We start from the raw sequence: 21,938 nt of genomic DNA on the forward strand, positions 1-21,938 counted from the left end.
AAAACAATGGCAAAGGGGTCTGTGGAAGCAGCAGTCCCTCATGTCATCGTGCGTGCCATGAGCACTGAGCACGTCCTTGATGACCGACCCCGCACCTCCGCCCGGATACGTGGGATGGCGAACAAGGTGCCGGAAGTCACCGTCTACTTCTGGATCATCAAGGTTCTGACCACGGGAATGGGCGAGACCGCCTCCGACTACCTGGCCCATCTGCTCGGCCCGATCCCGGCAGTCGGTCTCGGCGCCGTCGCCCTGCTCGGGTCCCTGGTCCTGCAGTTCGCCGTCCGCCGGTATGTGGCCTGGGTGTACTGGACCGCCATCGTCATGGTCAGTGTGTTCGGCACGATGGCAGCCGACGTTCTGCACGTGGGTCTCGGCGTGCCCTACGCCCTCTCGACGCCGCTGTTCCTGGTGACGCTGGCCGCCGTGTTCGCCCTGTGGTACGCGAGCGAGCGGACCCTGTCGATCCACAGCATCTCCACCCGGCGCCGCGAGGCGTTCTACTGGGCGGCCGTGCTCGCCACGTTCGCGCTCGGCACGGCCGCCGGCGACCTGAGTGCCACGATCGGCCTCGGTTACCTGGGGTCCGTCGTCCTGTACGCCGTCGCGATCTGTGTGCCCGCGGTCGCCCATCGCGGGGGGCTGCTGGGCGCGGTGGCCGCGTTCTGGTCCGCGTACGTCGTCACCCGCCCCCTCGGCGCGTCGATCGCCGACTGGATGGCCCTTCCCCACAGCCGCGGCGGCCTGGGCTGGGGCCTCGGCCCGGTCACCCTCTCGTGGACGGTCGCGATCCTCGGCTTCGTCGCCTTTCTGGCGGTCTCGCGGCGCGATGTGCGGAGCGACCCGGCCGCCGTGTGACATGGCACTGCCCCGCCCGCCGCTGTTGCGGACAGGCGGGGCGGCATCGTGTCGGTGCCGGGGGCTCAGCCGTTCGCCCCCGCGGGGGTCGTGGTGGTCTTGAAGCCCTCGGTCTTGTTGGCCTGGATGGCGAAGTCGTTGGTGAACGTCTTGCTGAGGTCCACCGAACCCTTCACGTTGCCGACCAGCTGCTCCGTCGCCAGGGAGGTCTTCGGACCGCCGGCCGGCATGATGCCGTCCGGGAGGAACTGACCCTTGTCCTCGGTCAGGGCCTTGATGTAGTCGGCCTTGGTGACCAGCTGGTTCTGCACGAACGACTGCGGCAGCTTGTCGGCGATGTCGGCCGCGCTGTGCGTGTTGATCCAGTGCATGGTGGCCACGAGCGCGTCGACGACCTTCTGCACCGCGTCCTTGTGCGCGTTCACCCAGTCGGTGCGGGCGAGCACGCCGGCCGCCGGGAAGGCACCGCCCAACGCCGCCGTGGCGCCGCTCGTGGTGGCCAGGTCGATCGCCGAGGTGCCGATGCCCTTCTTCTCGATCGCAGCGACCGTCGGCTGCGTCGTCATCACGCAGTCGATCTTGCCGTTCTGCAGGGCGGCGACGGCGGTGGAGCCCGCGCCGACCCCGATGCGGTGGAACTGGCCGACCTTGACGCCCTTCTTGGCGGCCATGAACTGGGTGAGGGTGTCGGTGCCCGAACCCAGGTCGGTCACACCGAGGGTCTTGCCCTTGAAGTCGGCTGCCGAGTGGACGCCGGACTTCTTGGTGCACATCTCGCGCTCGCCCGGTGCTCCGGACAGCTGCACGACGTCCTCGACCGCCTTGCCCTTCGCCTGGAACTCGATCGTGTGGTTGTACCAGGCGCCCGCCATGTCCACCTGCCCCGAGATCATGGCGTCCTCTGCGCCGATACCGCCGTTCTGCTCGGTGCTGAGCTCGACGTTGACGCCGTACTTCTTGTAGAAGCCCAGGTTCTGAGCCAGCTGGTAGGGCAGGTAGATCTGCTTGTCGATACCGCCGACCATCAGCTTGACGGTCGGGGTGCTGCCGGAGCCGCTCGAACCGGAGCTGCCGGAGCTGCCGGAGCTGCTGGAACACGCGGTGGCGGCGCCGAGGGCGAGGACGGTGACGAGGGACGCGGTGAGGGCTCTCTTGAGCATGGTGGTCCTTTCCTTCCGGGACTTTCAGAGGCAGCGGGTGACGAGGGGGATCAGAGGCTGTTCGCCTCGGAGGGGGACGGCGGGCGCCAGGACAGCAGCCGGTGTTCGAGTTTGCTGATCAGCCACTCCGCGCCGAGCACGATGACCGCGATGACGAGCATCGTCGCGAACACGCCGTCGGGGTCGAACTGGTCCTGTGCGGTCTTGATGACCAGGCCGAGGCCCTTCTGCGCGCCGAGCACCTCGCCGACGAGCGCGCCGACGATGGCGAAGCCGAACGCGCTGTGCAGGCTGGCGATGATCCACGTCAGCGCCGAGGGCACGATGACGTGCTGGGTGATCTGGATCTTGGAGGCGCCGAGCACCCTGGCGTTGGCGAGGACGTTCCGGTCGACCTCGCGGACGCCCTGGAAGGCGTTGAAGAAGACGATGAAGAACACCAGCACGGCGGCGAGCAGGATCTTCGGTGTCAGGCCGATACCGAAGGCGACGATGAAGATCGAGCCGAGGACGATGCGCGGGATGGCGTTGACGATCTTGATGTAGGGGCCGAGTACCTCGGACAGGAAGCGGCTCTGTCCGAGGGCGACACCGAGGACGACGCCCGCGACGGTGCCGACGGCGAAGCCGACGAGCGCTTCCTGGATGGTGGTCCAGATGTTCGCGTAGAAGGAACCGGTCTCGGTGCCGTTCTGGAAGAGCTCGATGAGGCGCTTCCAGATGCCCGACGGCTGTCCGAAGAAGAACTTGTCGACGATGCCCCAGGTGGTGAACGCCTGCCAGCCCCCGATGACGAGGACCGCGAGACCGACGCGGCCCGCCCACACCGATGCGACACGCCGCCGGACGGCACGCTTGGCGGCGGCCGCCGCCGAGGCCTGCCCGCCGTCCGTGACCGGCGTGGCGGAAGCGGTGGACGTCGTGCTCATGCCGTGCCTCCTGCGGTGCGTGCGTACGCGCGCTCGACCTCGTCGCGCAGCGTTTCCCAGATCTGGTGCTGCAGTTCGATGAAGCGGGGTTGGAAGCGGATCTCCTGGACCGATCCGCGCGGGCGCGGCAGGTCGATGTCGAAGACCGCCTTGACCGACCCGGGGCTCGACGTCATCACGACGACGCGGTCGGCGAGTGCCACGGCCTCGTCGAGGTCATGGGTGATGAAGATGACGGACGGCCGGATCTGTTCCCACAGGCCGAGCAGTTCGGTCGACATGATCGCCTTGGTCTGCACGTCGAGGGCGCCGAACGGCTCGTCCATGATCAGGATCTTGGGTTCGTTGATCAGGGCCGCGGCCATCGCCACGCGCTTGCGCATACCGCCGGAGAGCTGGTGCGGATAACGGTCCTCGAACCCCGAGAGGCCGACCCGACGCAGCCAGTCACGAGCCTGCTCCTGTGCCCGCTGCTTGGGCACGCCACGGAAGATCGGGCCCATCAGCACATTGCCGAGGACGGTCTTCCAGGGCAGCAGCGCATCGGCCTGGAACATGAAGCTGACGCCGTCGGTGATGCCGTCCACCTCACGGCCGCCCACCTCGACCGAGCCCTCGCTGGGCCGGTCGAGCCCGGACACCATGCTCAATGTGGTCGACTTGCCGCAGCCGGTGGGGCCGACCACCGCGCAGAACTGGCCCGGCTCCACGGTGAACGACACGTCTTGGAGCGCCGTGAACACCTCACCGGCAGGGGTCAGGAATCGCTTGGTGAGCCCGGAGATCTCGATGCGCGCATCCTCACGCGCTGCTGCGCCTGCGGTCGCCGTACCGGTGATCGGGCTTTTCGCGACATCGTTTCGCGAAGCCATGGGGGGCCGTCTCCTTCCACGCCTCGAGGGGCGAGATCCACACCTCGTCGGGTCGAGTTCCGCACCTCGTCGGGAGCGGGTGAAGGCAGACGCTAGGGGCCACCCGGTGTTACGTCGCTGTTTCACAGGTATCCCGCGATAGCCGCGTAACCCGGGGTTCTGCTCGTTCTGCTCAGTGAAACGGGGGTGGGCAGAATTTCGGCCATCAGGCACAATCGCGCCACACGGGTCCGGCGCAGGGACCGTACCCGGCACGACGTAGGACGGGGGCAAAGAGGCGCCTGTGATGCCCATCCGTACCTGGATCGCCCGCAGCGGCAGAGGGAAGCTGTCCGCTCGGATCCTCGCCAACCAGTTGTTCATCCTCGGCCTCACCGGCGTGATCGGCTTCGTGCTGTTCGCGTTCGCCCAGCGGGGCGAGCTCGACCGTTCCTACGAGCAGCGGGCACTGGCCATCGCGCGGACCACCGGCGCCGAGCCGCAGATCCGTCAGGCCATGGCGGACGGCACCGACCACGGTGTGGTGCAGGCCGTCGCCGAACGGATCCGCAGGGCGTCCGGGGCGTCGTACGTCGTCGTGCTCGACCTGCGCGGCGTCCGTCACTCGCACCCCATGCCGCAGCTCATCGGCGAGCCGGTCGACGAGCCGATCGAGGTACTGGACGGCCGTCCGCGCGTCGGCAGCGACCAGGGCGCCACCGGGCGGTCGGCCAATGCCAAGGCCCCCTTGTACGGGCCGTCGGGCAAGCTGGTCGGCGAGGTGTCGGCGGGGCTCCCGGAGCGGTACGTGCTCGGCGAGCTCTGGCGCGAGCTGCCCACCTTCGGCCTGTACGCCGCGATCGCCACCGCGCTCGGTTCGGCGGCCGCGTATCTGCTGGCGCGGCGGCTGAAGCGGACCACCTTCGGTCTCGAACTGGAGGAGATCGCAGGGCTGTTCCAGGACCGCGAGGCGATGCTGCACGGCATCCGGGAGGGCGTGGTCGCCTTCGACACGGACGGCAGGGTCACCGTGGTGAACGACGAGGCCCGGCGGCTGCTCGGGCTCGGCAACGCGCTCGGCAGCACCCTCGAGGAGATGCTGCCCGACGGCCGGCTGCGCCGGGCGCTGGACGGCACCCTGACCGGCACCGACGTCAGCGTCCTGACCGACGAGCACTGCCTCGTCGTCAACCGCATGCCGGTCCGGCTGCGCGGCCGTGAACTCGGCGCGGTGGTGACCGTGCGCGACCGCACCGAGCTGATCGGGCTGCTGCGCGAGCTGGACTCCGTACGCGGGCTCACCGACGCGCTGCGGGCCCAGCAGCACGAGTTCACCAACCGGATGCACACCCTGGCCGGGCTGCTGGACATCGGCGACCACGACGCGGCCTACGAGTTCGCCCTCGGGTCGGCCGGTGCGGGGCAGGCACTGTCCGAGTCGGTGCGCAGACGGATCGGGAACTCGCTGATGGTCGGGCTGATCGTGGCGAAGACCACGGTCGCCGCCGAACGCGGGGTGCGGATCGTGCTCGACGACGACTCCGCGCTCGGCCAGGACCCGCCGCATCTGCGCCGGTTGCTGACGATCGTCGGCAACCTGCTGGACAACGCGGTCGACGCGGCGGGCGACGGGCCTCCTCCGGCCACCGGCCGCGAGGTGCGGCTCACCCTCACCGAGGACCTCGACCAGGTGACCGTGCGGGTGGCGGACACCGGGCCGGGGGTCCCGCCGGGCGCCGCCGAGGCGATCTTCGAGGACGGCTGGTCGACCCGTCCCGAGCGGGACACGGCCCGGCGCGGCCTGGGACTCGCCCTGGTGCACCGGCTGGTGCAGCGGCACGGCGGCACGGTCACGGTCAGCGAGGGCCCGGGCGCGGTGTTCACCGTCGTCCTGCCGCTGCCGGACGCGGCATCACCGCCGCAGGACGCACTGTTCACGACGGCGTTGCCGGTGGGAGGCGACCGCTGATGATCCGAACCCTGGTCGTGGACGACGACTTCCGGGTGAGCCACATCCACAGCGAGTACGTGAGCCGGGTCAAGGGCTTCGAGGTGGTCGGCGAGGCGGCGACCGTGACCGAGGCCCTGGAGGCGGTGCGCACCCTGCACCCGGACCTGCTGCTGCTCGACATCTTCCTGCCGGACGGCAGCGGGCTCGACGTGCTGCGCCGGCTCACCGGCGACGAGGGCGGCTCCCGGCCGGACGCGTTCATGATCACAGCGGACCGGGACATCGAGTCGGTCCGCACGGCCATGAAACTGGGCGCCGTGGGATACCTCGTCAAGCCCTTCGGCTCCCCCGACCTCGCCGGGCGGCTGACCGCCTACCAAGAGCTCCAGCACCGCGTGCACGCGCTGGGACCGGCCGCCGAGACCGACCAGGCCGACGTGGACGCCCTGTTCAGCGCCACCCGGCCACCGGCCGTCCCGCGGGTGCCGGCCAAGGGGCACTCGGCGCCCACCCTGACCCTCGTCCACCAGGCGCTGCGCTCCGCCCCCGGTCCCGTGTCGGCGGCCGAGGCGGCCGAACTCACCGGGGTCTCCCGGGCGACGGCGCAGCGCTACCTGTCCTACCTCGTCAAGGAGGGCATGGTCCGGCTGGAGCTCCGGTACGGGGCGACGGGGCGTCCGGAGCACCTGTACCGCATCGTCACCTGACCGCCGCCCTGCCGTCACCGACCTGATTTCGCCGGTCCGGGAAAGCGGTCCGCACGGACGGCCGAGGACATGCCGTGAGTGTGACTTGCGTCTGACCTGGTGGGACACGCGGCCGATGCCGGGGTGTTGACCTTACGATCAGGCAATGCCTGACACGACCGAAACCACGCCCGGCTGGCTGACTCCCGACGAGCTGGAGCTGGCGCGAGCCCGCATGCCGATCCTGTACGTGGAAGCCGTGCCCGTGCGCGTCGACGACAGCGGTGAAGTCACCAGCATCGGACTGTTGCTGCGGATCGGGCCCGACGGGACCGTCAGCCGCACCCTCGTCTCGGGGCGGGTGCTGCACCACGAACGGGTCCGGGACGCCCTCCTGCGCCACCTGGAGAAGGACCTCGGTCCGGTGGCGCTGCCCCGCGTCCCGCCCTCCCTGCAGCCCTTCACCGTCGCCGAGTACTTCCCGACACTGGGGATCACCCCGTTCCACGACCCCCGCCAGCACTCGGTGGCCCTCGCCTACATCGTCCCGGTGGCCGGTGACTGCCGTCCCCGCCAGGACGCGCTGGACCTGGAGTGGTTCAGCCCCCAGGAGGCCGCGTCGGCCGTGGTCCAGAACGAGATGCCCGGCGGCCAGGGGGTCCTGCTCAAGCAGGCCCTGGCCCACATCGGCTGTCTGTCCTGAGCGACGGCCCGTCCTGGGTGACGCGGCCGTGTTGAGCGACGCGGCCCTTCTGAGCGACGCGCCCGTCGGCCGGAGGTCTGGCGGCGCCTGGCCGGCGGTCGCGTCACCGGGGCTGTCGCTGCTCGGTGCGCCGCGTCCAGCCGCGCCCGCTGCTCCGCGGTCGGTTCGAGGTCCACGGCCGCCAGGTTCTCCTCCAGCTGCGCCACCGACGAGGCGCCGACCAGGGGCAGCACCGGCAGGTCGCCGCCGAGCTGCCAGGCCGGCACGACCTGGTCGACGCTCGCCCCGGTCTCCCGCGCCACCTCCCGCAGCACCGCGAGCCGGGCCGGGGTGCCCTGGTGATCGAAGTCCCGGGACGACGGGGCGTCCGGGCGTGAAGGAGGTCTTCTCGTCCGTCCGGGAGCCGAACAGCATCGCGCCGAGCGCGAGCACGCTGACACGGCGGCGGGTCTTCGGATCGGTGCCGATCGTCCGGTACTTCATGGTCTTACTCCCGTCGCGGCCCGCAGGTCGGGCTGGAACGGGAGTCTTCAGCTCGGAGCACGCTTGAAGTCAAGGGCCGTGGCCCGCCGGTCAGGGGCCGTGGCCCGCCAGGGGCGGACGGCAACTCGTGCCTCCAGGTACGGCGGTGTTCGCCGACCCCTGTCCCCGAATGGAACCATGTGACATAGTACTGACCGTGAGTCAGCGGCTGAGCTGCGATGTCGTGGTCGTGGGCGCGGGGATGGTGGGCGCCGCCTGTGCGCTGTACGCCGCCCGCGAGGGCATGGACGTCGTCCTCGTGGATCGCGGCCCCGTGGCCGGCGGCACGACCGGCACCGGCGAGGGCAATCTGCTCGTCTCGGACAAGGAACCGGGGCCCGAACTCGAACTCGCCCTGTTGTCACTGCGGTTGTGGGCGCAGCTGGCCGCGGAGCTGGGACCGGAGATCGAGTACGAACCCAAGGGCGGTGTCGTCGTCGCCTCGTCCCCCGAAGGGCTCACCGCCCTGGCGGACTTCGCAACCGGTCAGCGGGCCGCCGGGGTCGAGGCGGTGGATGTCGCCGCCGACCGGCTGCACGACCTGGAGCCGTACCTGTCCCCCGGCCTCGCGGGCGGCGTGCTCTACCCGCAGGACTGCCAGGTGATGCCGACGCTGGCCGCCGCCCATCTCGTACGGGCGTCCGGGGCCCTCCTGTTGACCTGCCGGACCGTGACGGAGGTGCTGCGCACGCCGCGGGGAACGGTGCGCGGGGTGCGCACGACCTGCGGCGACGTCCTCGCCCCGGCCGTCGTGAACGCCGCCGGTACCTGGGGCGGCGAGCTGGCCGCGCTGGCGGGAGTGCACCTCCCGGTCCTCCCCCGGCGCGGTTTCGTGCTCGTCACCGAGCCGCTGCCGCGCCGGGTGCGGCACAAGGTGTACGCCGCCGACTATGTCGCGGACGTGGCCAGCGACTCGGCGGCCCTGCAGACCTCACCGGTCGTCGAGGGCACGGCCGCCGGACCCGTCCTGATCGGGGCGAGCCGCGAACGGGTCGGCTTCGACCGGTCGTTCTCCCCGCCGGTCGTACGCGCGCTGGCGGCGGGCGCGACCCGGCTGTTCCCGTTCCTGGCGCGGGTACGGGCGATGCGTGCCTATCTCGGCTTCCGGCCGTACCTGCCCGACCATCTGCCCGCCCTCGGCCCGGATCCCCGGGTGCCGGGGCTGCTGCACGCCTGCGGTCACGAGGGGGCGGGGATCGGACTCGCCACCGGAACCGGGCGGTTGATCGCGCGGTCGCTGAGCGGCAGGGCACCCGAGCTGGACCTCGGGCCGTTCCGTCCGGAGCGTTTCGAACAGGAGGCCGTGTGAATCCGCTGAAGGTCGCCGGGGCCCGGCCGGGCCCCGGCTTCACGGTGACGTTCGACGGCCGTGAGATCGAGGCACTGCCCGGCCAGACGGTCGCGGCGGCGCTGTGGGCGGCGGGCGTCACCTCCTGGCGCACGACCCGGCACGAGGGCCGTCCGCGCGGGGTCTTCTGCGGGATCGGCGTGTGCTTCGACTGCCTGATCACGGTCAACGACCGGCCGAACCAGCGCGCTTGTCTGGTGCCGGTGAGGCCGGGCGATGTGATCCGGACGCAGGAGGGGACGGGGCATGCGGACTGACCTGGCGGTGATCGGCGCGGGCCCGGCGGGGCTCGCCGCGGCGCTCGCGGCGGCGGCACACGGCGTCCGCGTCACGGTTGTCGACGCGGCCACCGAGGCGGGCGGCCAGTTCTACCGGCAGCCCGCCGCCGCACTCGGCGCGCGGCGCGCGCGGGCCCTGCACCACCAGTGGCGCACCTGGCTGCGGCTGCGCGAAGGACTCGACCGGCACCTCGCGGCCGGACGCGTCAGCCACCTGGCGGACCACCATGTGTGGGGTGTCGAGAAGGAGTCCGCGGAGTTCGAGGTGCACGCGCTGCTCGGGCCCGAGCAGGAGCGGCCCGTCACCGTGCGGGCCCGCGCCGTGCTGCTGGCGACCGGCGGCTACGAGCGGGTGCTGCCCTTCCCCGGCTGGACGCTGCCCGGGGTCGTCACCGCCGGGGGCGCCCAGGCCATGCTCAAGGGCTCACTGGTGGTGCCGGGGCGCAGGGCGGTCGTGGCGGGGACCGGGCCGCTGCTGCTGCCGGTCGCGACCGGGCTCGCGACGGCGGGAGTGACGGTCGCCGCACTCGTGGAGTCGGCCGACCCGAGGGCCTTGGTACGGTGCGCCGGAGCCCTGGCCGCGCGGCCCGGCAAAGCGGTGGAGGCGGCGGCGTACGCGGCCGGGCTGCTGCGGCACCGGGTGCGGGTCCTGACCCGGCACACCGTGATCGAGGCACAGGGCACCGACCGGCTGGAGGCGGTGACCGTCGCCGCGCTCGACGCCGCAGGACGGATCCGGCCCGGCACCGCCCGCCGTGTCCCCTGTGACACCCTCGCCATCGGGCATGGGATGCTTCCGCACACCGACCTCGCCGCAACCCTCGGCTGCCGTGTCGACGGGGGGCACATCGCCGTCGACGACGAACAGCGCACCGGCGTGCCCGGGGTGTGGGCGGCGGGTGAGGCCACCGGGATCGGTGGCGCGGCGCTCGCCCTCGCCGAGGGGCACATCGCCGGACGGTCCGTCGCCGCGCGGCTCGCCGGTGCCGTGCCCGATCCGCGGGCGTGGGAGCGTGCCGTGCGGAGCCGGGTGGGGCTGCGCGGGTTCTCCGCGGCGCTCGGCACCGCGTACGCGCCGCCGGCCCGCTGGGCCGAACAGGTCACCGACGACACCGTGGTGTGCCGCTGCGAGGAGGTGCGCGCCGGGGCCGTACGGGAGGCCGTCGCGGAGTTGGGCGCAGGTGATCTGCGGACGGTGAAGCTGCTGACCCGGGCCGGGATGGGCTGGTGCCAGGGCCGGATGTGCGGCCCCGGGGTCGCCGGGATCGCCGGGTGCGCGGAGACAGCGGCCCTCGGACCGTTCGCGCGGCCGGTGCCGCTCGGGGTGCTGGCCGGGGAGCCCGGAGAGGACCGTCGGCAAGACGACCACCAGTAACATGTCACACGTCATCGAGATGGGGTACCGCGTATGACCGTCCCGCAGCACCGCCCTTGGCGCGGCGTTCTCGTCGCCACCGCGCTGCCGCTCACCGGTGAACTCGCCGTCGACCACGCCAAATTCGCCGACCACTGCGCCTGGCTGGTGGAGAACGGCTGCGACGGTGTCGTGCCGAACGGCTCGCTCGGCGAGTACCAGGTGCTCACTCCCGAGGAGCGGGCCAGGGTCGTGGAGACCGCCGTGGCCGCGATCGGCGGGGCCCGGGTGATGCCCGGGGTCTCCGCGTACGGCTCGGCGGAGGCCCGCCGCTGGGCCGAGCAGGCACGCGACGCGGGCTGTGCGTCGGTGATGCTGCTTCCGCCGAACGCCTACCGTGCCGACGAGCGGTCCGTGCTCGCGCACTACGAGGAGGTCGCGAAGGCAGGACTGCCCGTGGTGGCGTACAACAACCCGGTGGACACCAAGGTCGACCTCGTGCCCGAACTGCTCGCCAGGCTGTACGGCGAGGGGTTCGTCCATGCGGTCAAGGAGTTCTCGGGCGACCCCCGACGCGCCTATCGCCTCGCCGAACTCGCCCCCGAGATCGACCTGTTGATCGGTGCCGACGACGTCCTGCTGGAACTCGCGGTCTCCGGCGCCAAGGGCTGGGTGGCCGGCTACCCCAACGCCCTCCCGCGCGCCTCGGTGCAGCTGTACCGTGCCGCGGTCGCGGGCGACCTCGACACCGCGCTGCCGTTGTACCGGCAGTTGCACCCGCTGCTGCGCTGGGACTCCCGCGTGGAGTTCGTGCAGGCCATCAAGTTGTCGATGGACGTCGTGGGCCGGTACGGCGGTCCCGTACGCCCGCCGCGCATGCCGCTGCCGCCCGAGCAGGAGGCCGCCGTGCGCGCCGCCACGGAGAAGGCCGTGGCTGCAGGCCTTGCCTGAGCGGGCCGCGAGTGAGCCGAAGGGGCGCGCCGGTGTCGAGAGCCGAGCGCGCGGGCCCGAAGGGTTGAGCACGGTCGGCCCCCGCATCAGGCTCCTCGCGCCCCGGAGGCGAACCGAGCGTCGATAAGGAGCAGTCATGCGCAGCACACTCGTCCTGCACGCCGTCGACTCCCACACCGAGGGCATGCCCACCCGCGTGATCACCGGCGGCATCGGCACCATCCCCGGCGCCACCATGAACGAGCGCCGCCTGTGGTTCCGTGAACACCGCGACGACGTCAAGCAGTTGCTGATGAACGAGCCGCGCGGGCACGCCGCGATGAGCGGCGCGATCCTCCAGCCGCCCACCCGCACCGACTGTGACTGGGGCGTGGTCTACATCGAGGTCTCCGGCTATCTGCCGATGTGCGGGCACGGCACGATCGGGGTGGCGACCGTGCTGGTCGAGACGGGCATGGTCGAGGTGGTCGAGCCGGTGACCACCATCCGCCTGGACACCCCGGCGGGGCTCGTCGTCGCAGAGGTCGCGGTGGAGGGCGGCACCGCGAAAGCGGTCACGCTCAGGAACGTGCCGTCCTTCTGCGCGGGCCTGGACCGCAAGGCCACCCTGCCCGACGGGCGCACGGTGACCTACGACCTCGCGTACGGTGGCAACTTCTACGCGATCCTGCCGCTGGCCGAGTTCGGACTGCCGTTCGAGCGAGGCCGCAAGGACGACATCCTGGCGGCGGGGCTCGCGCTGATGGAGGCGATCAACGCCGAGGAGGAGCCCGTCCACCCCGAGGACCCCACGATCCGCGGCTGCCACCACGTCCATCTGTACGCGCCGGGCGCCACCGCCCGGCTGTCCCGGCACGCCATGGTCATCCACCCGGGCTGGTTCGACCGCTCCCCGTGCGGTACGGGCACCAGCGCGCGCATGGCGCAGCTGCACGCGCGCCGCGAACTTCCCCTGCACACCGATTTCGTGAACGAGTCCTTCATCGGGACGCGGTTCACGGGGCGCCTGCTCGGGACCACCGAGGTCGCCGGCCGCCCCGCGGTGCTGCCCAGCTTCACCGGGCGGGCGTGGGTGACCGGCACGGCACAGTACCTTCTGGACCCGGAGGACCCCTTCCCGGCGGGGTTCGTGCTGTAGGCCCGCCCACCGCTCCCCCGCACGGGAGTGCCGGAGCACTGGAACACTGGTGCCGCGTGACATTGCACAGCATCGAGGAGACAGAACCACCATGGCCGCCCCGCGCCCCAGCTCGCCCTCCCCCGCTCCCGCCCTGCCCGCGCTGGGCGGCAGAAGGAGCAGTTACCGCGAGCGGGTCGCCGACGCCCTGCGGGCCGCGCTGATCGCGGGCGAGCTGCGCCCCGGCGAGGTGTACTCCGCGCCGACGCTCGCCGCCCGCTTCGGCGTCTCGGCGACGCCGGTGCGCGAGGCCATGCTCGACCTGGTCAAGGAGGGCCTGGTCGACACCGTCCCCAACAAGGGCTTCCGGGTCACCGAGGTCTCCGAGAAGCAGCTCGACGAATACACCCACATCCGCTCCCTCGTCGAGATCCCCACCACCGCGGCGCTGGCCGCGACCGCCGATCGGGTCTCGCTGGAGGCCCTGCGTCCGGCCGCCCGGGAGATCGTCGCCGCCGCGGCGGCCGGGGACCTCATCGCCTACGTCGAGGCCGACACGCGCTTCCATCTCGGCCTGCTGGCCCTCGCCGGCAACGCGCACCTCGTCGATGTGGTCGGCGACCTGCGCAAGCGGTCGCGCCTGTATGGGCTGACCACGCTCGTCGAGGCGGGCCGGCTGCTCGCCTCCGCCCAGGAGCACCTCGAACTCCTCGACGCCCTCCTGGAACGGGACGAGGAAGCCGTACGGACGGTGATGACCCGCCACCTCGGGCATGTCCGCGGCCTGTGGGCGGCCCACGGCCGAGACCGGAACGGTGACCAGGACCGAGCCGGGGACCGACCACGCCCGCGCGGCCCGGCCGGCGACTGACCATGTCAGCGCGGCCCGGTCCGACTCCGGGGGATCACTGCTGGGGGCCGCACCTCCGACGGTGGCCGAGTCCCGCGTCAGCGACGGGTCGTCGGAAACCACAGCGATCCTGAACCTCGTCCCGGGCAGCGATCGTCCCCGGAAGCCTCACTCCGCCCTTCTGGCCCTGGCCGGAGGAGACCGGGCCGAGGTCGGTGTCCCCCATGACTGCGCTGTCATCACGTCGGTGTCCCGTCCGCGCAGTCGGACAGAAGATGTCAAGACTTCGCGCATCCGCCGCCGTTCCCGTCCTCGGCGGTGCGACACTCCTGGCAATCTCACGGCCGGCCCCCTGAACCCCGTCGCGGTGCCATCCTGGGCCGGGTACATCGCCAACACGACCTGGTGCGGGGGCGCTGGGGCGCCACGCGCCGAGGAGGACGCATGACCACCCTTGCCGACCCTGTCCCCGGCGGGCGCCCGGGTGATGTCGAGCGGGCCACCGCGCTGGAGGCGGAGCTGTCCGCACGGGGCGTGCACGGAGTCGTCCTGGCGTACGTCGACACCGCGGGCATCGGCCGGGTGAAGACCGTCCCGACGACCCGGCTGGCGTCGGCGGCCGCCTGGGGAGTGGGCATGTCGCCGGTGTTCGACACCTTCCTGGCGAACGACTCCATCGTCTCCACCGACGTTCTGGGCTCGCCGGACGGTGATCTTCGCCTGTACCCCGACCTGGACCACCTGGTGGTGCTGTCGGGACAACCGGGCTGGGCCTGGGCTCCGGTCGACCGGATCACCCAGGAGGGGGAACGGCACCCGGGGTGCGGCCGCAGCTTCCTGCGCCGTGTCGTCACGGAGGCGGCCCGGGTCCACGGGCTCACCTTCAAGGCGGCCATCGAGGTGGAATGGACGATCGGGCAGGGGACCGCGCCAGGGGACGAGTTGGTCCCGGCAACCTGCGGTCCGGCCTATGGCGCCACCCGGCAGGTCGAACTGAGCGACTACATCGCCGAGTTGCTGGCCGCCTGCGCCGCGCAGGGCGTGGACGTCGAACAGATCCACCCCGAGTACGCGGCCGGCCAGTTCGAGATCTCGGTCGGCGCGCTCGACCCGGTGGCCGCGGCCGACCGGAGTGTGCTGGTACGGCAGACCATCCGGGCCGTGTCCCAGCGCCATGGGCTGAAGGTCTCCTTCTCCCCGGCGGTCCTCGCGGAAGGAGTGGGCAACGGCGGGCACGTCCATCTCTCCGCCTGGCGTGACGGGGCCAATCTGCACGCACACGGCGAGCGCCACTACGGCATGACCGCCGAGGCCGAGTCGTTCGCCGCCGGCCTGCTCGCCCACTTGCCGGCCCTCACGGCGGTGACCGCCCCGAGCCCGGCGAGCTACCTGCGGCTCAGACCCTCGCAGTGGGCGGGGGTCTTCGGCGTGTGGGGCCACGAGACCCGCGAATGCGCCGTGCGGGTCATCACCGGCACGGCGGGGCTGCGCGGACGGGCGGCGAACCTGGAGGTGAAGCCGGTCGACCTGGCCGCCAACCCGTATCTCGCGCTCGGTTGCCTCGTCGCCGCCGGGCTGGACGGCCTGGAGTCGTCCTCCGAGCTGCCCCGGGAGGTCACCGGAGACCCCGCACGGTTCAGTGCCGAGGAGGCGCAGGCCCGGGGCGTGCACCGGCTGCCGGCGTCGCTGGACGAGGCCGTCGGGGCGTTTCGCGAGGACGAGCGGCTTCGCGCCGCACTGGGGCCGGTCCTGGCGGACGCGGTGATCGCGGTACGCCTCGGGGAGATCGCCGCCGTGGCCGGGCTCGACGACGAGCTCGTGGCGGCGGCGTACCGGTGGAAGTACTGAGACCTGAGAACCGCTGAGAAGCCCTCAGCGCTGCGGAGCAGCGCCGCGAAACGCCGGCCGGAGGCGGGACAGCGGACGCCCACCGACCACCCCAGGAGGCCGCCCAGCCGTGAGCAGCTCACCATCGCCCGCCACCGGGCCGGTCCACGAGGCCATCGCCGGTGTGCCCCTCGTGGATCACCACTGTCATGGCGTCCTCAGCGCCGATCCGACTCCGGAGGAGTTCCACTCGCTGATCACCGAAGGGGACGTATGGCCCGGCAGCGGCATCTCGCCCTTCGACAGCCCCGTCGGCGTGGCGATCCGCCGCCACTGTGCTCCCCTGCTGGACCTGCCGCGGCACGCTCCCGCCGCGGACTACCTGGCACGGCGGGCCGAGTTGGGATGGCGCGAGGTGAACCGGAGGTTCATCGCCGCTGCCGGGACGGAGGTGTTCTGTGTGGACACCGGATTCACCCCGCACCGCCTCACGGCACCCGCGGAGCTCGTCGCCGCCACGGGGCGTGCCGCGGCTGCCGCGTACGAGGTCGTACGTCTGGAGGCCGTCGCGGAGGCGGTGGCAGCCGAGGGAGTGGAGCCGGACGAGTACGCCTCCGTGTTCGTCGCCGCCGTGCGGAAAGCCGTCGAGGAGCGGGGCGCGGTGGCGGTGAAGTCCGTCGCCGCGTACCGCACCGGATTCGACCTGGATCCCGGCCGGCCCTCGGACGCGGATGTCACCGAGGCGGCACGGCGCTGGCTGGCCCCGGCGAGAACCGGCAGCCGCACCGCTGACGGAGCCGATGCGGCCACTCACGCTCGCCCCCGGCTGAACGATCCCGTCCTCGTACGGCATCTGCTCTGGACGGCGGTGGACCTCGGGCTGCCCCTGCAACTGCACACCGGCTTCGGGGACAACGACATCAGGATGCACCAGGTGGACCCCACACATTTGACCGACTGGCTGCACCTCACCTCGGGGACGATCGCCGTGCTGCTCCTGCACTGCTGGCCCTACCAACGTCAGGCTGCCTACCTGGCCACCGTGTTCGAACAGGTGTATCTCGATGTCGGGCTGACGCTGCATCATGTCGGGCCGGTCCGCGCCCGGGCGGTCCTGGAGGAGGCTCTCGAGATCACCCCGTTCCGCAAACTCCTGTACAGCTCCGACGCCTACGGGGTCCCCGAGTTCTACCGGCTCGGCGCACTTGCCTTCCGGCGGGGCCTGGGAGAACTGCTCCAGGACCGGGTGGACGCCGACGAACTGAGCCTGCCCGACGCACGGCGGATCGTCGCGTGGACGGGCGGCGACAACGCCTGCCGTGTGTACGGGCTGCCCCGGTGAGATTCCTACGGTGACGACTGGCCGACCATGCCGGCTCCCGGGCTTGATTCGTCGGCGTACCACTGCAAGGCTCCAAGCCCGAGCCGGTTGTGGATCTCGGTGGCCGCGTGGCTTAGCCTGCGATTTCTTCCACCGCCTCAAGCCCGGACGAACCCAACCGACACCGACCAGCGAGTGACCGTGACGACCGAGAACAACGAGTGGGCTCCGCATTCCGCGGGTCGGATGCGAACAATTCCGTTCCCGGCGCCGACGGTCGCCGGCCGGTTCGGGCCGCGCGCAGCCGTATGGACGGCCGGGGCAGGCATCGCGCTGTTCGGGCTGGTCGGCGCGAGCGCGCCGAACCACAACACGCTCAGGGCACCGATCACCTGGCTTCGGCTGCCCGCCATGCCCGGCACCATGTCCGCGGCGGTGACCTACGCGGCCATCGTGCTGTCGTGTCTCGGCACGTTCGGGCTGCTCCACGCGCACGAGCGGGGCTGGAGGCCACGCCCGTGGCACCTGTTCGGCACCGGCGCGCTCGCCGTGCTCGTCGTCGCCAACCTCACCCCGGTCGGCTCCTCCGACATGGCGAGCTACGCCGCATACGGCCGTATCGCCGCGCTCGGCGGCGACCCGTACGTGACGACCCCCGCGGAACTGGGAGGCGCCTACGCCCATCTGGTGAGCGAGGGGTGGCGGCACACCCCGTCCGTGTACGGGCCGGTCGCCACGTGGTGGCAGGCCGCTGCGGCGTTCCTCGGCGGTGATCGGCCGTGGCTGACGATATGGGCACTGATGCTGGCCAACGCAGCCGCGTTCCTGGGCACGGGCTATCTGCTGATCCGTACGTCCGACGATCCGGTCCGGGCCTGCCTGCTGTGGATCGCCAACCCGCTCCTGATCGGTGTGCTGGTGGCGGGCGGGCACCTGGACACCATCATCGCGTGCCTGACCGTGTGCGCGATCCACCTCGTCCGCAGGGCCACCCGATGGCGCCACGACCTGATCGCCGGGGGGCTGGTCGGCCTGGCCTGCGGTGTCAAGATAAGTGCCGCCCTGCTCGGCGTCGGACTGGCCTGGGCGTTGCTGCGTGCAGGCGCCTGGCGTCAGGCTGCCCGGCTGACGTGCGCGGCCACGCTGACGCCGGCCGTCCTCTACGGCGTGTACGGCCTGCACGCCCTCGCCCCGCTCTCAGCCGCCTCGCACATGGTCTCCACACCGTCGCTGTGGGCGGTGTTCGAGGAGTTCACCGCCTCGTTCGTGGGCGCTCACGCGGCCACGAACGCGACCGGTGTCCTGTGGCCCCTTGTGATGCTGGCGCTGGCCTGGGCACTCCACCGCCGCGTTCCCGCGGACGCTCCCGCGGTCGTCGCCGTGCCGTTCGTGCTCGCCTTCGCCTGGGTCCTCACCGCTCCATGGACGATGCCTTGGTACACGGCTCTCGCCTGGGCAGCGGCGGCCTTGTTCCGCCAAGGCCACCTCACCCGTTACCTCGTCGCGGCCACCGCCGTTCTGGCTCTGTCCCACAACAGCGGCGGTCACGGCTGGACCCTGTGAACCAGAAGGGGACGGTCAGGGCCCCGCGAGGGTCCGGCTGACGTGTCAGGGCTTGAGGAGGGTCTTGACGGCGCGGCGCTCGTCCATGGCCCGGCAGCCGTCGGCGACCTGCTCCAGGGGCAGGGTGAGATCGAAGACCCTGCCGGGGTTGATGCGGCCGTCGAGGACCCGCTGGATCAGTTCGGGCAGGCAGCCGGGTACGGAGCCGGGCCGCCGCGCAGGCCGAGGTGGGAGAAGAACAGCTCCCGGCCGTCGAAGGCCACGTCGTGCGGGACTCCGACGAATCCGACGTTGCCGCCCGGACGGGTGGAACGCAGCGCCTGGAGCGACGGCTCCCGCGTGCCCACGCACGCCGGCACGCTGTCGGCGCCGACCCCGTCGGTCGGCTCATTGACGCGGGCGATGCCTTCCTCGCCGCGCTCGGTGACGGTGTCGGTGTCGGTGTCGGTGTCGGTGGCACCGAACTCCCGGGCCGGCTCCTGCCGGGAGGGGTGCCGGCGCACGGCGACGATCCGGTCGGCCCCCAGCTCCTCGGCCGCGATGGCGCCGGGCCGGCCCGCCGCGCCGTCACGGACGACGACGGCGGTGGAGCCGGGCCCGACCTCATTGATTCCACCGTGCCCCGCTCCCCTGATCACCGACCTACAAGGAGCCCCGGCCCGAAGCCATGCGGCGAGGTGCGTGCCCACCACTCATGCGGAGTGCTCCTGAGCCCCGGTGCGCCGGCAGCGCACCGCGAGGGCCGCGATGTCGTCCTCGAGTCTTCCGCCGCTGTAGTGGAGCAGGTCCCGATGGAGCCGGTCCAGTAGTTCACGGGGCGGCGCCGGGCCGTGCTGCCGCATCCACTCCGGCAGCGGGAAGAAAATGCCGGCGCGATCCCGGGTCTCCGTTACGCCGTCGGTGTAGAGCAGCATCTGGTCGCCCGAGGAGAAGGCGACGGTATCGACGTAGTAGTGGCTTCCGAGGAGAGGCGCGAGGTTGAGGGGCGGGGAGGGAAGGGTGGGCTCGTGGATGTGGATCTCCCCGCGCCGCACGAGCAGCGGTGGCGGGTGCCCGCAATTGAGGATCCTGACGTGCCCGCCGTCGTAAGGGATCTCGGCGAGGAGAGCGGTGGCGAAATGCTCCGGCCTGTCCTGGACGGGCGTATCGGCACTGTAGCGCGCCAGACTGGCCTCCAGGCGACGAATGATGCCCATCAGATCGGGCTGGTCGTACGCGTTCTCCCTGAAGCAGTTGATCACCGCGGAGGCCTCCCCCACCGCCGACAGCCCCTTGCCCCGCACGTCACCGATGAGCAGCCGGACCCCGTACGGTGTGTCGATCGCCTCGTAGAAGTCACCTCCGATCCGAGCCTGCTCCTGGGCAGCCAGATACAGCGACTCGATTTCGATGTGCTGGATGCGGCGCGGCAGCGGCCGCAGCAGCACCTTCTGGGCTGCGTCGGCGACGAGCCGGACTTGGAAGAGTGCCTCCTCCCGCTGAAGCCTGAGATGGCTCGCATACGCGGCGGCCAACGTGACCGCGACGATCGCAGCGGCCGTGTACGGCGTCCCCAGATCGGAGTAGACGAAGCTGAGCCCGATCATCACCAGCAGGCAGAACGCCCCCAGCAGGACCGTCGGAAGCACGGGCCACAGCGCGGCGGCGAGCGCGGGCGCCGCAGGCAGCAGGCGGCTGAAGGCGATCTGTCTCGGTGTGGCGAATGCCAGACTGGCGACGAGGACGGTGAGGATCACCGGCGACAGCAGTACGGTGTCCCGCCGGCCACCGAACAAAGGGCGGCGGCGTCGGAGCCGTCCCGACCTGATCACAAACTGCATCCTATAGGGACAAAGCGGACATCGGGTCGAGATGTGCCACCGTGCACGGTGGCGGAAGTGGCAGAGGGCCTGTCGGCCGCCCCTGCCCATGCAGCCAGGGGGCCCTCCCAAGAGGGCCCCCTGGCTGCGAAAACACCCGACATCACTGTCGGGACGACAGGATTTGAACCTGCGACCCCTTGACCCCCAGTCAAGTGCGCTACCAAGCTGCGCCACGTCCCGTTGCCCGCCTGACCTGGGGTTTCCCCTGGCCGAACGCGCACAGAAACAATACCGCACTCAGGGCTGTGGTCGCGCATCCCTTTGCGCGCCGCTCACTCGCCGCACCCCTCCCCCGCCGGGAGACCCAGGTCCGGATGGTGGTCGAGGAGGCGGGGCGGGGCCGCCTGACGCCAGGAGTCGGCGAGGATGTCGCGCAGCTCGGTCACGTCCTCCAGGGCGGCGAGGCGCACCCGGATCCAGGCGAACTGTGCCTCATGGCCGGCGACCCAGAACTTCCCGGGCTCCGCCAGGACCAGTTCGTCCCGCTCCTCCTTGGGACACCGCACCGCCATGGACGACTCGTCCTCGGGCAGCGTGGCGAACATCTTCCCCGCGACCCGGAACGTGGGCATGCTCCAGGCGATCTTCTCCGTGCTCTCCGGCAGGGAAAGGGCGATACGGCGTACGTCTTCGGCGTCCGGCATGTCCCGCACCGTAGCCAACACCACTGACAAGCGGGCGGCCGGTCACGCTCGGGAAAGCGGCGCCAGGCGCTTGTAGAAGATCGTCGTGGGCTGCAGGACGCCCGACGGGGTCGCCGCGAAGTCCGGTATCGAACCGACGCTGGTCCAGCCCGCGGACCGGTACAGCGACTCCGCGGGGCTGCCGGACTCCGTGTCCAGGTGGAGCAGGGTGACACCGGCCTCGGCGGCGGCCCGCTCGGCGGTGGCCAGCAGCCTGCGCGCGAGGCCCTTGCCGCGGGCCTCGCGGTGCACCATGAGTTTGACCAGCTCGGCCCGGTGGCGACTGTTGGGCTTGTCCGGGAAGGCGAGGCCCACCGTGCCCGTCACCCGGTCCCCCGCCCGGGCCGCCCACACAGCGACGCCGCCCGCGTCGACCGCGCGCGCCCGCGCCTTCCACCAGGCCAGGGCCTCCGTCCGGTCCAGCGGCGCGAGGAATCCGATGGACGCCCCGCCGTGGACGGTGTCGGTCAGCAGATCGGCCAGCTCCCCGGAACATGCCAGCACCTCCGACCCGCCGAGTCTGTCGATCACGGTCACGGGAGCACCACCACCAGCGCGTACCGCGCGTCCTCGGGCCCCGGGCAGCAGAACCGCGTCGGCCCCCAGACCCGCATCCGCAGGCAGTCGCCGACGGAGAGACGGTGTTCGACGTCCTGTGCGGTCACCTGCAGCGCTCCGTCGAGGACCCAGATGTGCTGTTCGAGCCCGGGCACGGGCGGCCGGTCGTACGCGATGTCGGCCCCCGCCGCAAGCCGCCCCTCGACGAGTTCACCGCGCAGACCGGGGTGCGGAGGGGACACCGACCGCCGCACGAAGCCGGACGCCGGGTCCTGCCACACGGGCTGCCCGGCGGCGCGCACCACCTGCGCAGGCTCCGCCTCCACCTCGCTGAGCAGCCGGGACATCGTGCGGCCGTAGACGGCGCACAGACGGTTCAGCAGCGCGGCGGTGGGGCTGATCTCGGCGCGTTCGGCGCGGGACAGGGTCGAGCGGCTGATCCCGCTGCGCTCGGCCAGTTCCTCCAGCGACCAGCCGCGTTCGGCCCGCAGCCCGGCGAGACGGGCCGCGAGCCGGGCGTCGACGGAGTCGATGACGTCGTTTCCCATATTCGGGAGACTATCCCA

20 protein-coding genes, 1 tRNA gene and 2 pseudogenes are annotated in these 21,938 nt (G+C 71.6%); 13 read left to right on the forward strand and 10 right to left on the reverse strand.

The window, feature by feature from the left end; translation table 11 throughout:
* Positions 1 to 57: 57 nt before the first annotated feature.
* Positions 58 to 858: a COG4705 family protein gene (locus AC5WS8_RS28670; RefSeq protein ID WP_496106390.1), complete on the forward strand. Its 801-nt coding sequence runs from the start codon at positions 58 to 60 to the stop codon at positions 856 to 858.
* A 65-nt stretch (positions 859 to 923) separates the two neighbouring features.
* Here AC5WS8_RS28670 and AC5WS8_RS28675 read toward each other — a convergent pair whose 3' ends face one another.
* From AC5WS8_RS28675 to AC5WS8_RS28685, 3 genes are read right to left on the reverse strand one after another with little or no spacing between them, the layout of a single operon-like run.
* A complete protein-coding gene (locus AC5WS8_RS28675; protein WP_496106391.1) occupies positions 924 to 2,018 on the reverse strand; it encodes an ABC transporter substrate-binding protein in 1,095 nt (364 codons plus the stop codon).
* A gap of 50 nt (positions 2,019 to 2,068) precedes the next feature.
* The gene (locus AC5WS8_RS28680) at positions 2,069 to 2,947 is read right to left on the reverse strand and encodes an ABC transporter permease (protein ID WP_496106392.1); all 879 of its coding nucleotides are present in this window, start codon (positions 2,945 to 2,947) and stop codon (positions 2,069 to 2,071) included.
* Complete coding sequence (locus tag AC5WS8_RS28685; protein WP_496106393.1) at positions 2,944 to 3,819, reverse strand: ABC transporter ATP-binding protein; 876 nt, start codon at positions 3,817 to 3,819, stop codon at positions 2,944 to 2,946. The genes AC5WS8_RS28680 and AC5WS8_RS28685 overlap by 4 nt, the downstream gene beginning before the upstream one ends.
* 286 nt (positions 3,820 to 4,105) lie before the next feature.
* Between AC5WS8_RS28685 and AC5WS8_RS28690 the strand changes: the two genes are divergently transcribed.
* From AC5WS8_RS28690 to AC5WS8_RS28700, 3 genes are all read left to right on the forward strand, one after another.
* Complete coding sequence (locus AC5WS8_RS28690) at positions 4,106 to 5,767, forward strand: ATP-binding protein (RefSeq protein WP_496106394.1); 1,662 nt, start codon at positions 4,106 to 4,108, stop codon at positions 5,765 to 5,767.
* A complete protein-coding gene (locus AC5WS8_RS28695) occupies positions 5,767 to 6,456 on the forward strand; it encodes a response regulator (RefSeq protein ID WP_496106395.1) in 690 nt (229 codons plus the stop codon). Before AC5WS8_RS28690 ends, AC5WS8_RS28695 begins: the two co-directional genes overlap by 1 nt.
* Positions 6,457 to 6,601: 145 nt before the next feature.
* Positions 6,602 to 7,138: an NUDIX hydrolase family protein gene (locus tag AC5WS8_RS28700; protein ID WP_496106396.1), complete on the forward strand. Its 537-nt coding sequence runs from the start codon at positions 6,602 to 6,604 to the stop codon at positions 7,136 to 7,138.
* A gap of 125 nt (positions 7,139 to 7,263) precedes the next feature.
* Here AC5WS8_RS28700 and AC5WS8_RS28705 read toward each other — a convergent pair.
* A pseudogene (locus AC5WS8_RS28705) lies at positions 7,264 to 7,491 on the reverse strand (aldo/keto reductase); the annotation flags it as partial.
* A gap of 326 nt (positions 7,492 to 7,817) precedes the next feature.
* Between AC5WS8_RS28705 and AC5WS8_RS28710 the strand changes: the two are divergent.
* The 9 genes from AC5WS8_RS28710 to AC5WS8_RS28750 all read left to right on the forward strand — a co-directional run bounded on the left by AC5WS8_RS28710 (position 7,818) and on the right by AC5WS8_RS28750 (position 18,269).
* Positions 7,818 to 8,969 carry an NAD(P)/FAD-dependent oxidoreductase gene (locus tag AC5WS8_RS28710; RefSeq protein ID WP_496106397.1) on the forward strand — a complete coding sequence of 384 codons (1,152 nt, stop codon included), beginning with the start codon at positions 7,818 to 7,820 and terminating at the stop codon, positions 8,967 to 8,969.
* A complete protein-coding gene (locus tag AC5WS8_RS28715; RefSeq protein ID WP_496106398.1) occupies positions 8,966 to 9,265 on the forward strand; it encodes a (2Fe-2S)-binding protein in 300 nt (99 codons plus the stop codon). Before AC5WS8_RS28710 ends, AC5WS8_RS28715 begins: the two co-directional genes overlap by 4 nt.
* Positions 9,255 to 10,661 (forward strand): FAD-dependent oxidoreductase, encoded by a 1,407-nt coding sequence (locus tag AC5WS8_RS28720; protein WP_496106399.1) that lies wholly within the window; start codon positions 9,255 to 9,257, stop codon positions 10,659 to 10,661. Before AC5WS8_RS28715 ends, AC5WS8_RS28720 begins: the two co-directional genes overlap by 11 nt.
* Before the next feature lie 33 nt (positions 10,662 to 10,694).
* Positions 10,695 to 11,591, forward strand: coding sequence for a dihydrodipicolinate synthase family protein (locus AC5WS8_RS28725; protein WP_496106400.1), 897 nt, complete (start codon positions 10,695 to 10,697; stop codon positions 11,589 to 11,591).
* A 136-nt stretch (positions 11,592 to 11,727) separates the two neighbouring features.
* Positions 11,728 to 12,729, forward strand: coding sequence for a proline racemase family protein (locus tag AC5WS8_RS28730; RefSeq protein ID WP_496106401.1), 1,002 nt, complete (start codon positions 11,728 to 11,730; stop codon positions 12,727 to 12,729).
* A 91-nt stretch (positions 12,730 to 12,820) separates the two neighbouring features.
* Positions 12,821 to 13,579, forward strand: a complete 759-nt coding sequence (locus tag AC5WS8_RS28735; RefSeq protein ID WP_496106402.1) for a GntR family transcriptional regulator — start codon at positions 12,821 to 12,823, stop codon at positions 13,577 to 13,579.
* 423 nt (positions 13,580 to 14,002) lie between these two features.
* A complete protein-coding gene (locus AC5WS8_RS28740) occupies positions 14,003 to 15,406 on the forward strand; it encodes a glutamine synthetase family protein (protein ID WP_496106403.1) in 1,404 nt (467 codons plus the stop codon).
* 109 nt (positions 15,407 to 15,515) lie between these two features.
* A complete protein-coding gene (locus tag AC5WS8_RS28745) occupies positions 15,516 to 16,727 on the forward strand; it encodes an amidohydrolase family protein (protein ID WP_496106404.1) in 1,212 nt (403 codons plus the stop codon).
* A gap of 225 nt (positions 16,728 to 16,952) precedes the next feature.
* The gene (locus tag AC5WS8_RS28750) at positions 16,953 to 18,269 is read left to right on the forward strand and encodes an MptA/MptB family glycosyltransferase (RefSeq protein ID WP_496106405.1); all 1,317 of its coding nucleotides are present in this window, start codon (positions 16,953 to 16,955) and stop codon (positions 18,267 to 18,269) included.
* A 45-nt stretch (positions 18,270 to 18,314) separates the two neighbouring features.
* On the opposite strand, the pseudogene AC5WS8_RS28755 reads toward AC5WS8_RS28750, so the two are convergent.
* The 6 genes and pseudogenes from AC5WS8_RS28755 to AC5WS8_RS28780 all read right to left on the reverse strand — a co-directional run.
* A pseudogene (locus tag AC5WS8_RS28755) lies at positions 18,315 to 18,874 on the reverse strand (zinc-binding dehydrogenase); the annotation flags it as partial.
* Positions 18,875 to 18,961: 87 nt separating this feature from the next.
* Positions 18,962 to 20,080 (reverse strand): PP2C family protein-serine/threonine phosphatase, encoded by a 1,119-nt coding sequence (locus AC5WS8_RS28760; protein ID WP_496106406.1) that lies wholly within the window; start codon positions 20,078 to 20,080, stop codon positions 18,962 to 18,964.
* A 157-nt stretch (positions 20,081 to 20,237) separates the two neighbouring features.
* Positions 20,238 to 20,311 (reverse strand) — tRNA-Pro (locus tag AC5WS8_RS28765).
* A gap of 92 nt (positions 20,312 to 20,403) precedes the next feature.
* A complete protein-coding gene (locus AC5WS8_RS28770) occupies positions 20,404 to 20,775 on the reverse strand; it encodes an MmcQ/YjbR family DNA-binding protein (RefSeq protein ID WP_496106407.1) in 372 nt (123 codons plus the stop codon).
* Between the two features lie 42 nt (positions 20,776 to 20,817).
* Complete coding sequence (locus tag AC5WS8_RS28775; protein WP_496106408.1) at positions 20,818 to 21,351, reverse strand: GNAT family N-acetyltransferase; 534 nt, start codon at positions 21,349 to 21,351, stop codon at positions 20,818 to 20,820.
* Entirely contained in the window at positions 21,348 to 21,920 is a 573-nt protein-coding gene (locus tag AC5WS8_RS28780) for a helix-turn-helix domain-containing protein (RefSeq protein WP_496106409.1), read from the reverse strand. The genes AC5WS8_RS28775 and AC5WS8_RS28780 overlap by 4 nt, the downstream gene beginning before the upstream one ends.
* Between the last annotated feature and the right edge of the window lie 18 nt (positions 21,921 to 21,938).

It is taken from the genome of Streptomyces sp. PTL18, from assembly GCF_059510295.1.

Excerpts from the sequence above, each read along its gene's own strand:
- AC5WS8_RS28740 (WP_496106403.1), top strand. The coding sequence starts at position 14,003 with ATGACCACCCTTGCCGACCCTGTCCCCGGCGGGCGCCCGGGTGATGTC.
- AC5WS8_RS28680 (WP_496106392.1), bottom strand. The coding sequence starts at position 2,947 with ATGAGCACGACGTCCACCGCTTCCGCCACGCCGGTCACGGACGGCGGG.
- AC5WS8_RS28685 (WP_496106393.1), bottom strand. The coding sequence starts at position 3,819 with ATGGCTTCGCGAAACGATGTCGCGAAAAGCCCGATCACCGGTACGGCG.
- AC5WS8_RS28730 (WP_496106401.1), top strand. The coding sequence starts at position 11,728 with ATGCGCAGCACACTCGTCCTGCACGCCGTCGACTCCCACACCGAGGGC.
- AC5WS8_RS28780 (WP_496106409.1), bottom strand. The coding sequence starts at position 21,920 with ATGGGAAACGACGTCATCGACTCCGTCGACGCCCGGCTCGCGGCCCGT.
- AC5WS8_RS28695 (WP_496106395.1), top strand. The coding sequence starts at position 5,767 with ATGATCCGAACCCTGGTCGTGGACGACGACTTCCGGGTGAGCCACATC.
- AC5WS8_RS28750 (WP_496106405.1), top strand. The coding sequence starts at position 16,953 with ATGCGAACAATTCCGTTCCCGGCGCCGACGGTCGCCGGCCGGTTCGGG.
- AC5WS8_RS28670 (WP_496106390.1), top strand. The coding sequence starts at position 58 with ATGAGCACTGAGCACGTCCTTGATGACCGACCCCGCACCTCCGCCCGG.
- AC5WS8_RS28675 (WP_496106391.1), bottom strand. The coding sequence starts at position 2,018 with ATGCTCAAGAGAGCCCTCACCGCGTCCCTCGTCACCGTCCTCGCCCTC.
- AC5WS8_RS28720 (WP_496106399.1), top strand. The coding sequence starts at position 9,255 with ATGCGGACTGACCTGGCGGTGATCGGCGCGGGCCCGGCGGGGCTCGCC.
- AC5WS8_RS28700 (WP_496106396.1), top strand. The coding sequence starts at position 6,602 with ATGCCTGACACGACCGAAACCACGCCCGGCTGGCTGACTCCCGACGAG.
- AC5WS8_RS28735 (WP_496106402.1), top strand. The coding sequence starts at position 12,821 with ATGGCCGCCCCGCGCCCCAGCTCGCCCTCCCCCGCTCCCGCCCTGCCC.
- AC5WS8_RS28690 (WP_496106394.1), top strand. The coding sequence starts at position 4,106 with ATGCCCATCCGTACCTGGATCGCCCGCAGCGGCAGAGGGAAGCTGTCC.
- AC5WS8_RS28725 (WP_496106400.1), top strand. The coding sequence starts at position 10,695 with ATGACCGTCCCGCAGCACCGCCCTTGGCGCGGCGTTCTCGTCGCCACC.
- AC5WS8_RS28770 (WP_496106407.1), bottom strand. The coding sequence starts at position 20,775 with ATGCCGGACGCCGAAGACGTACGCCGTATCGCCCTTTCCCTGCCGGAG.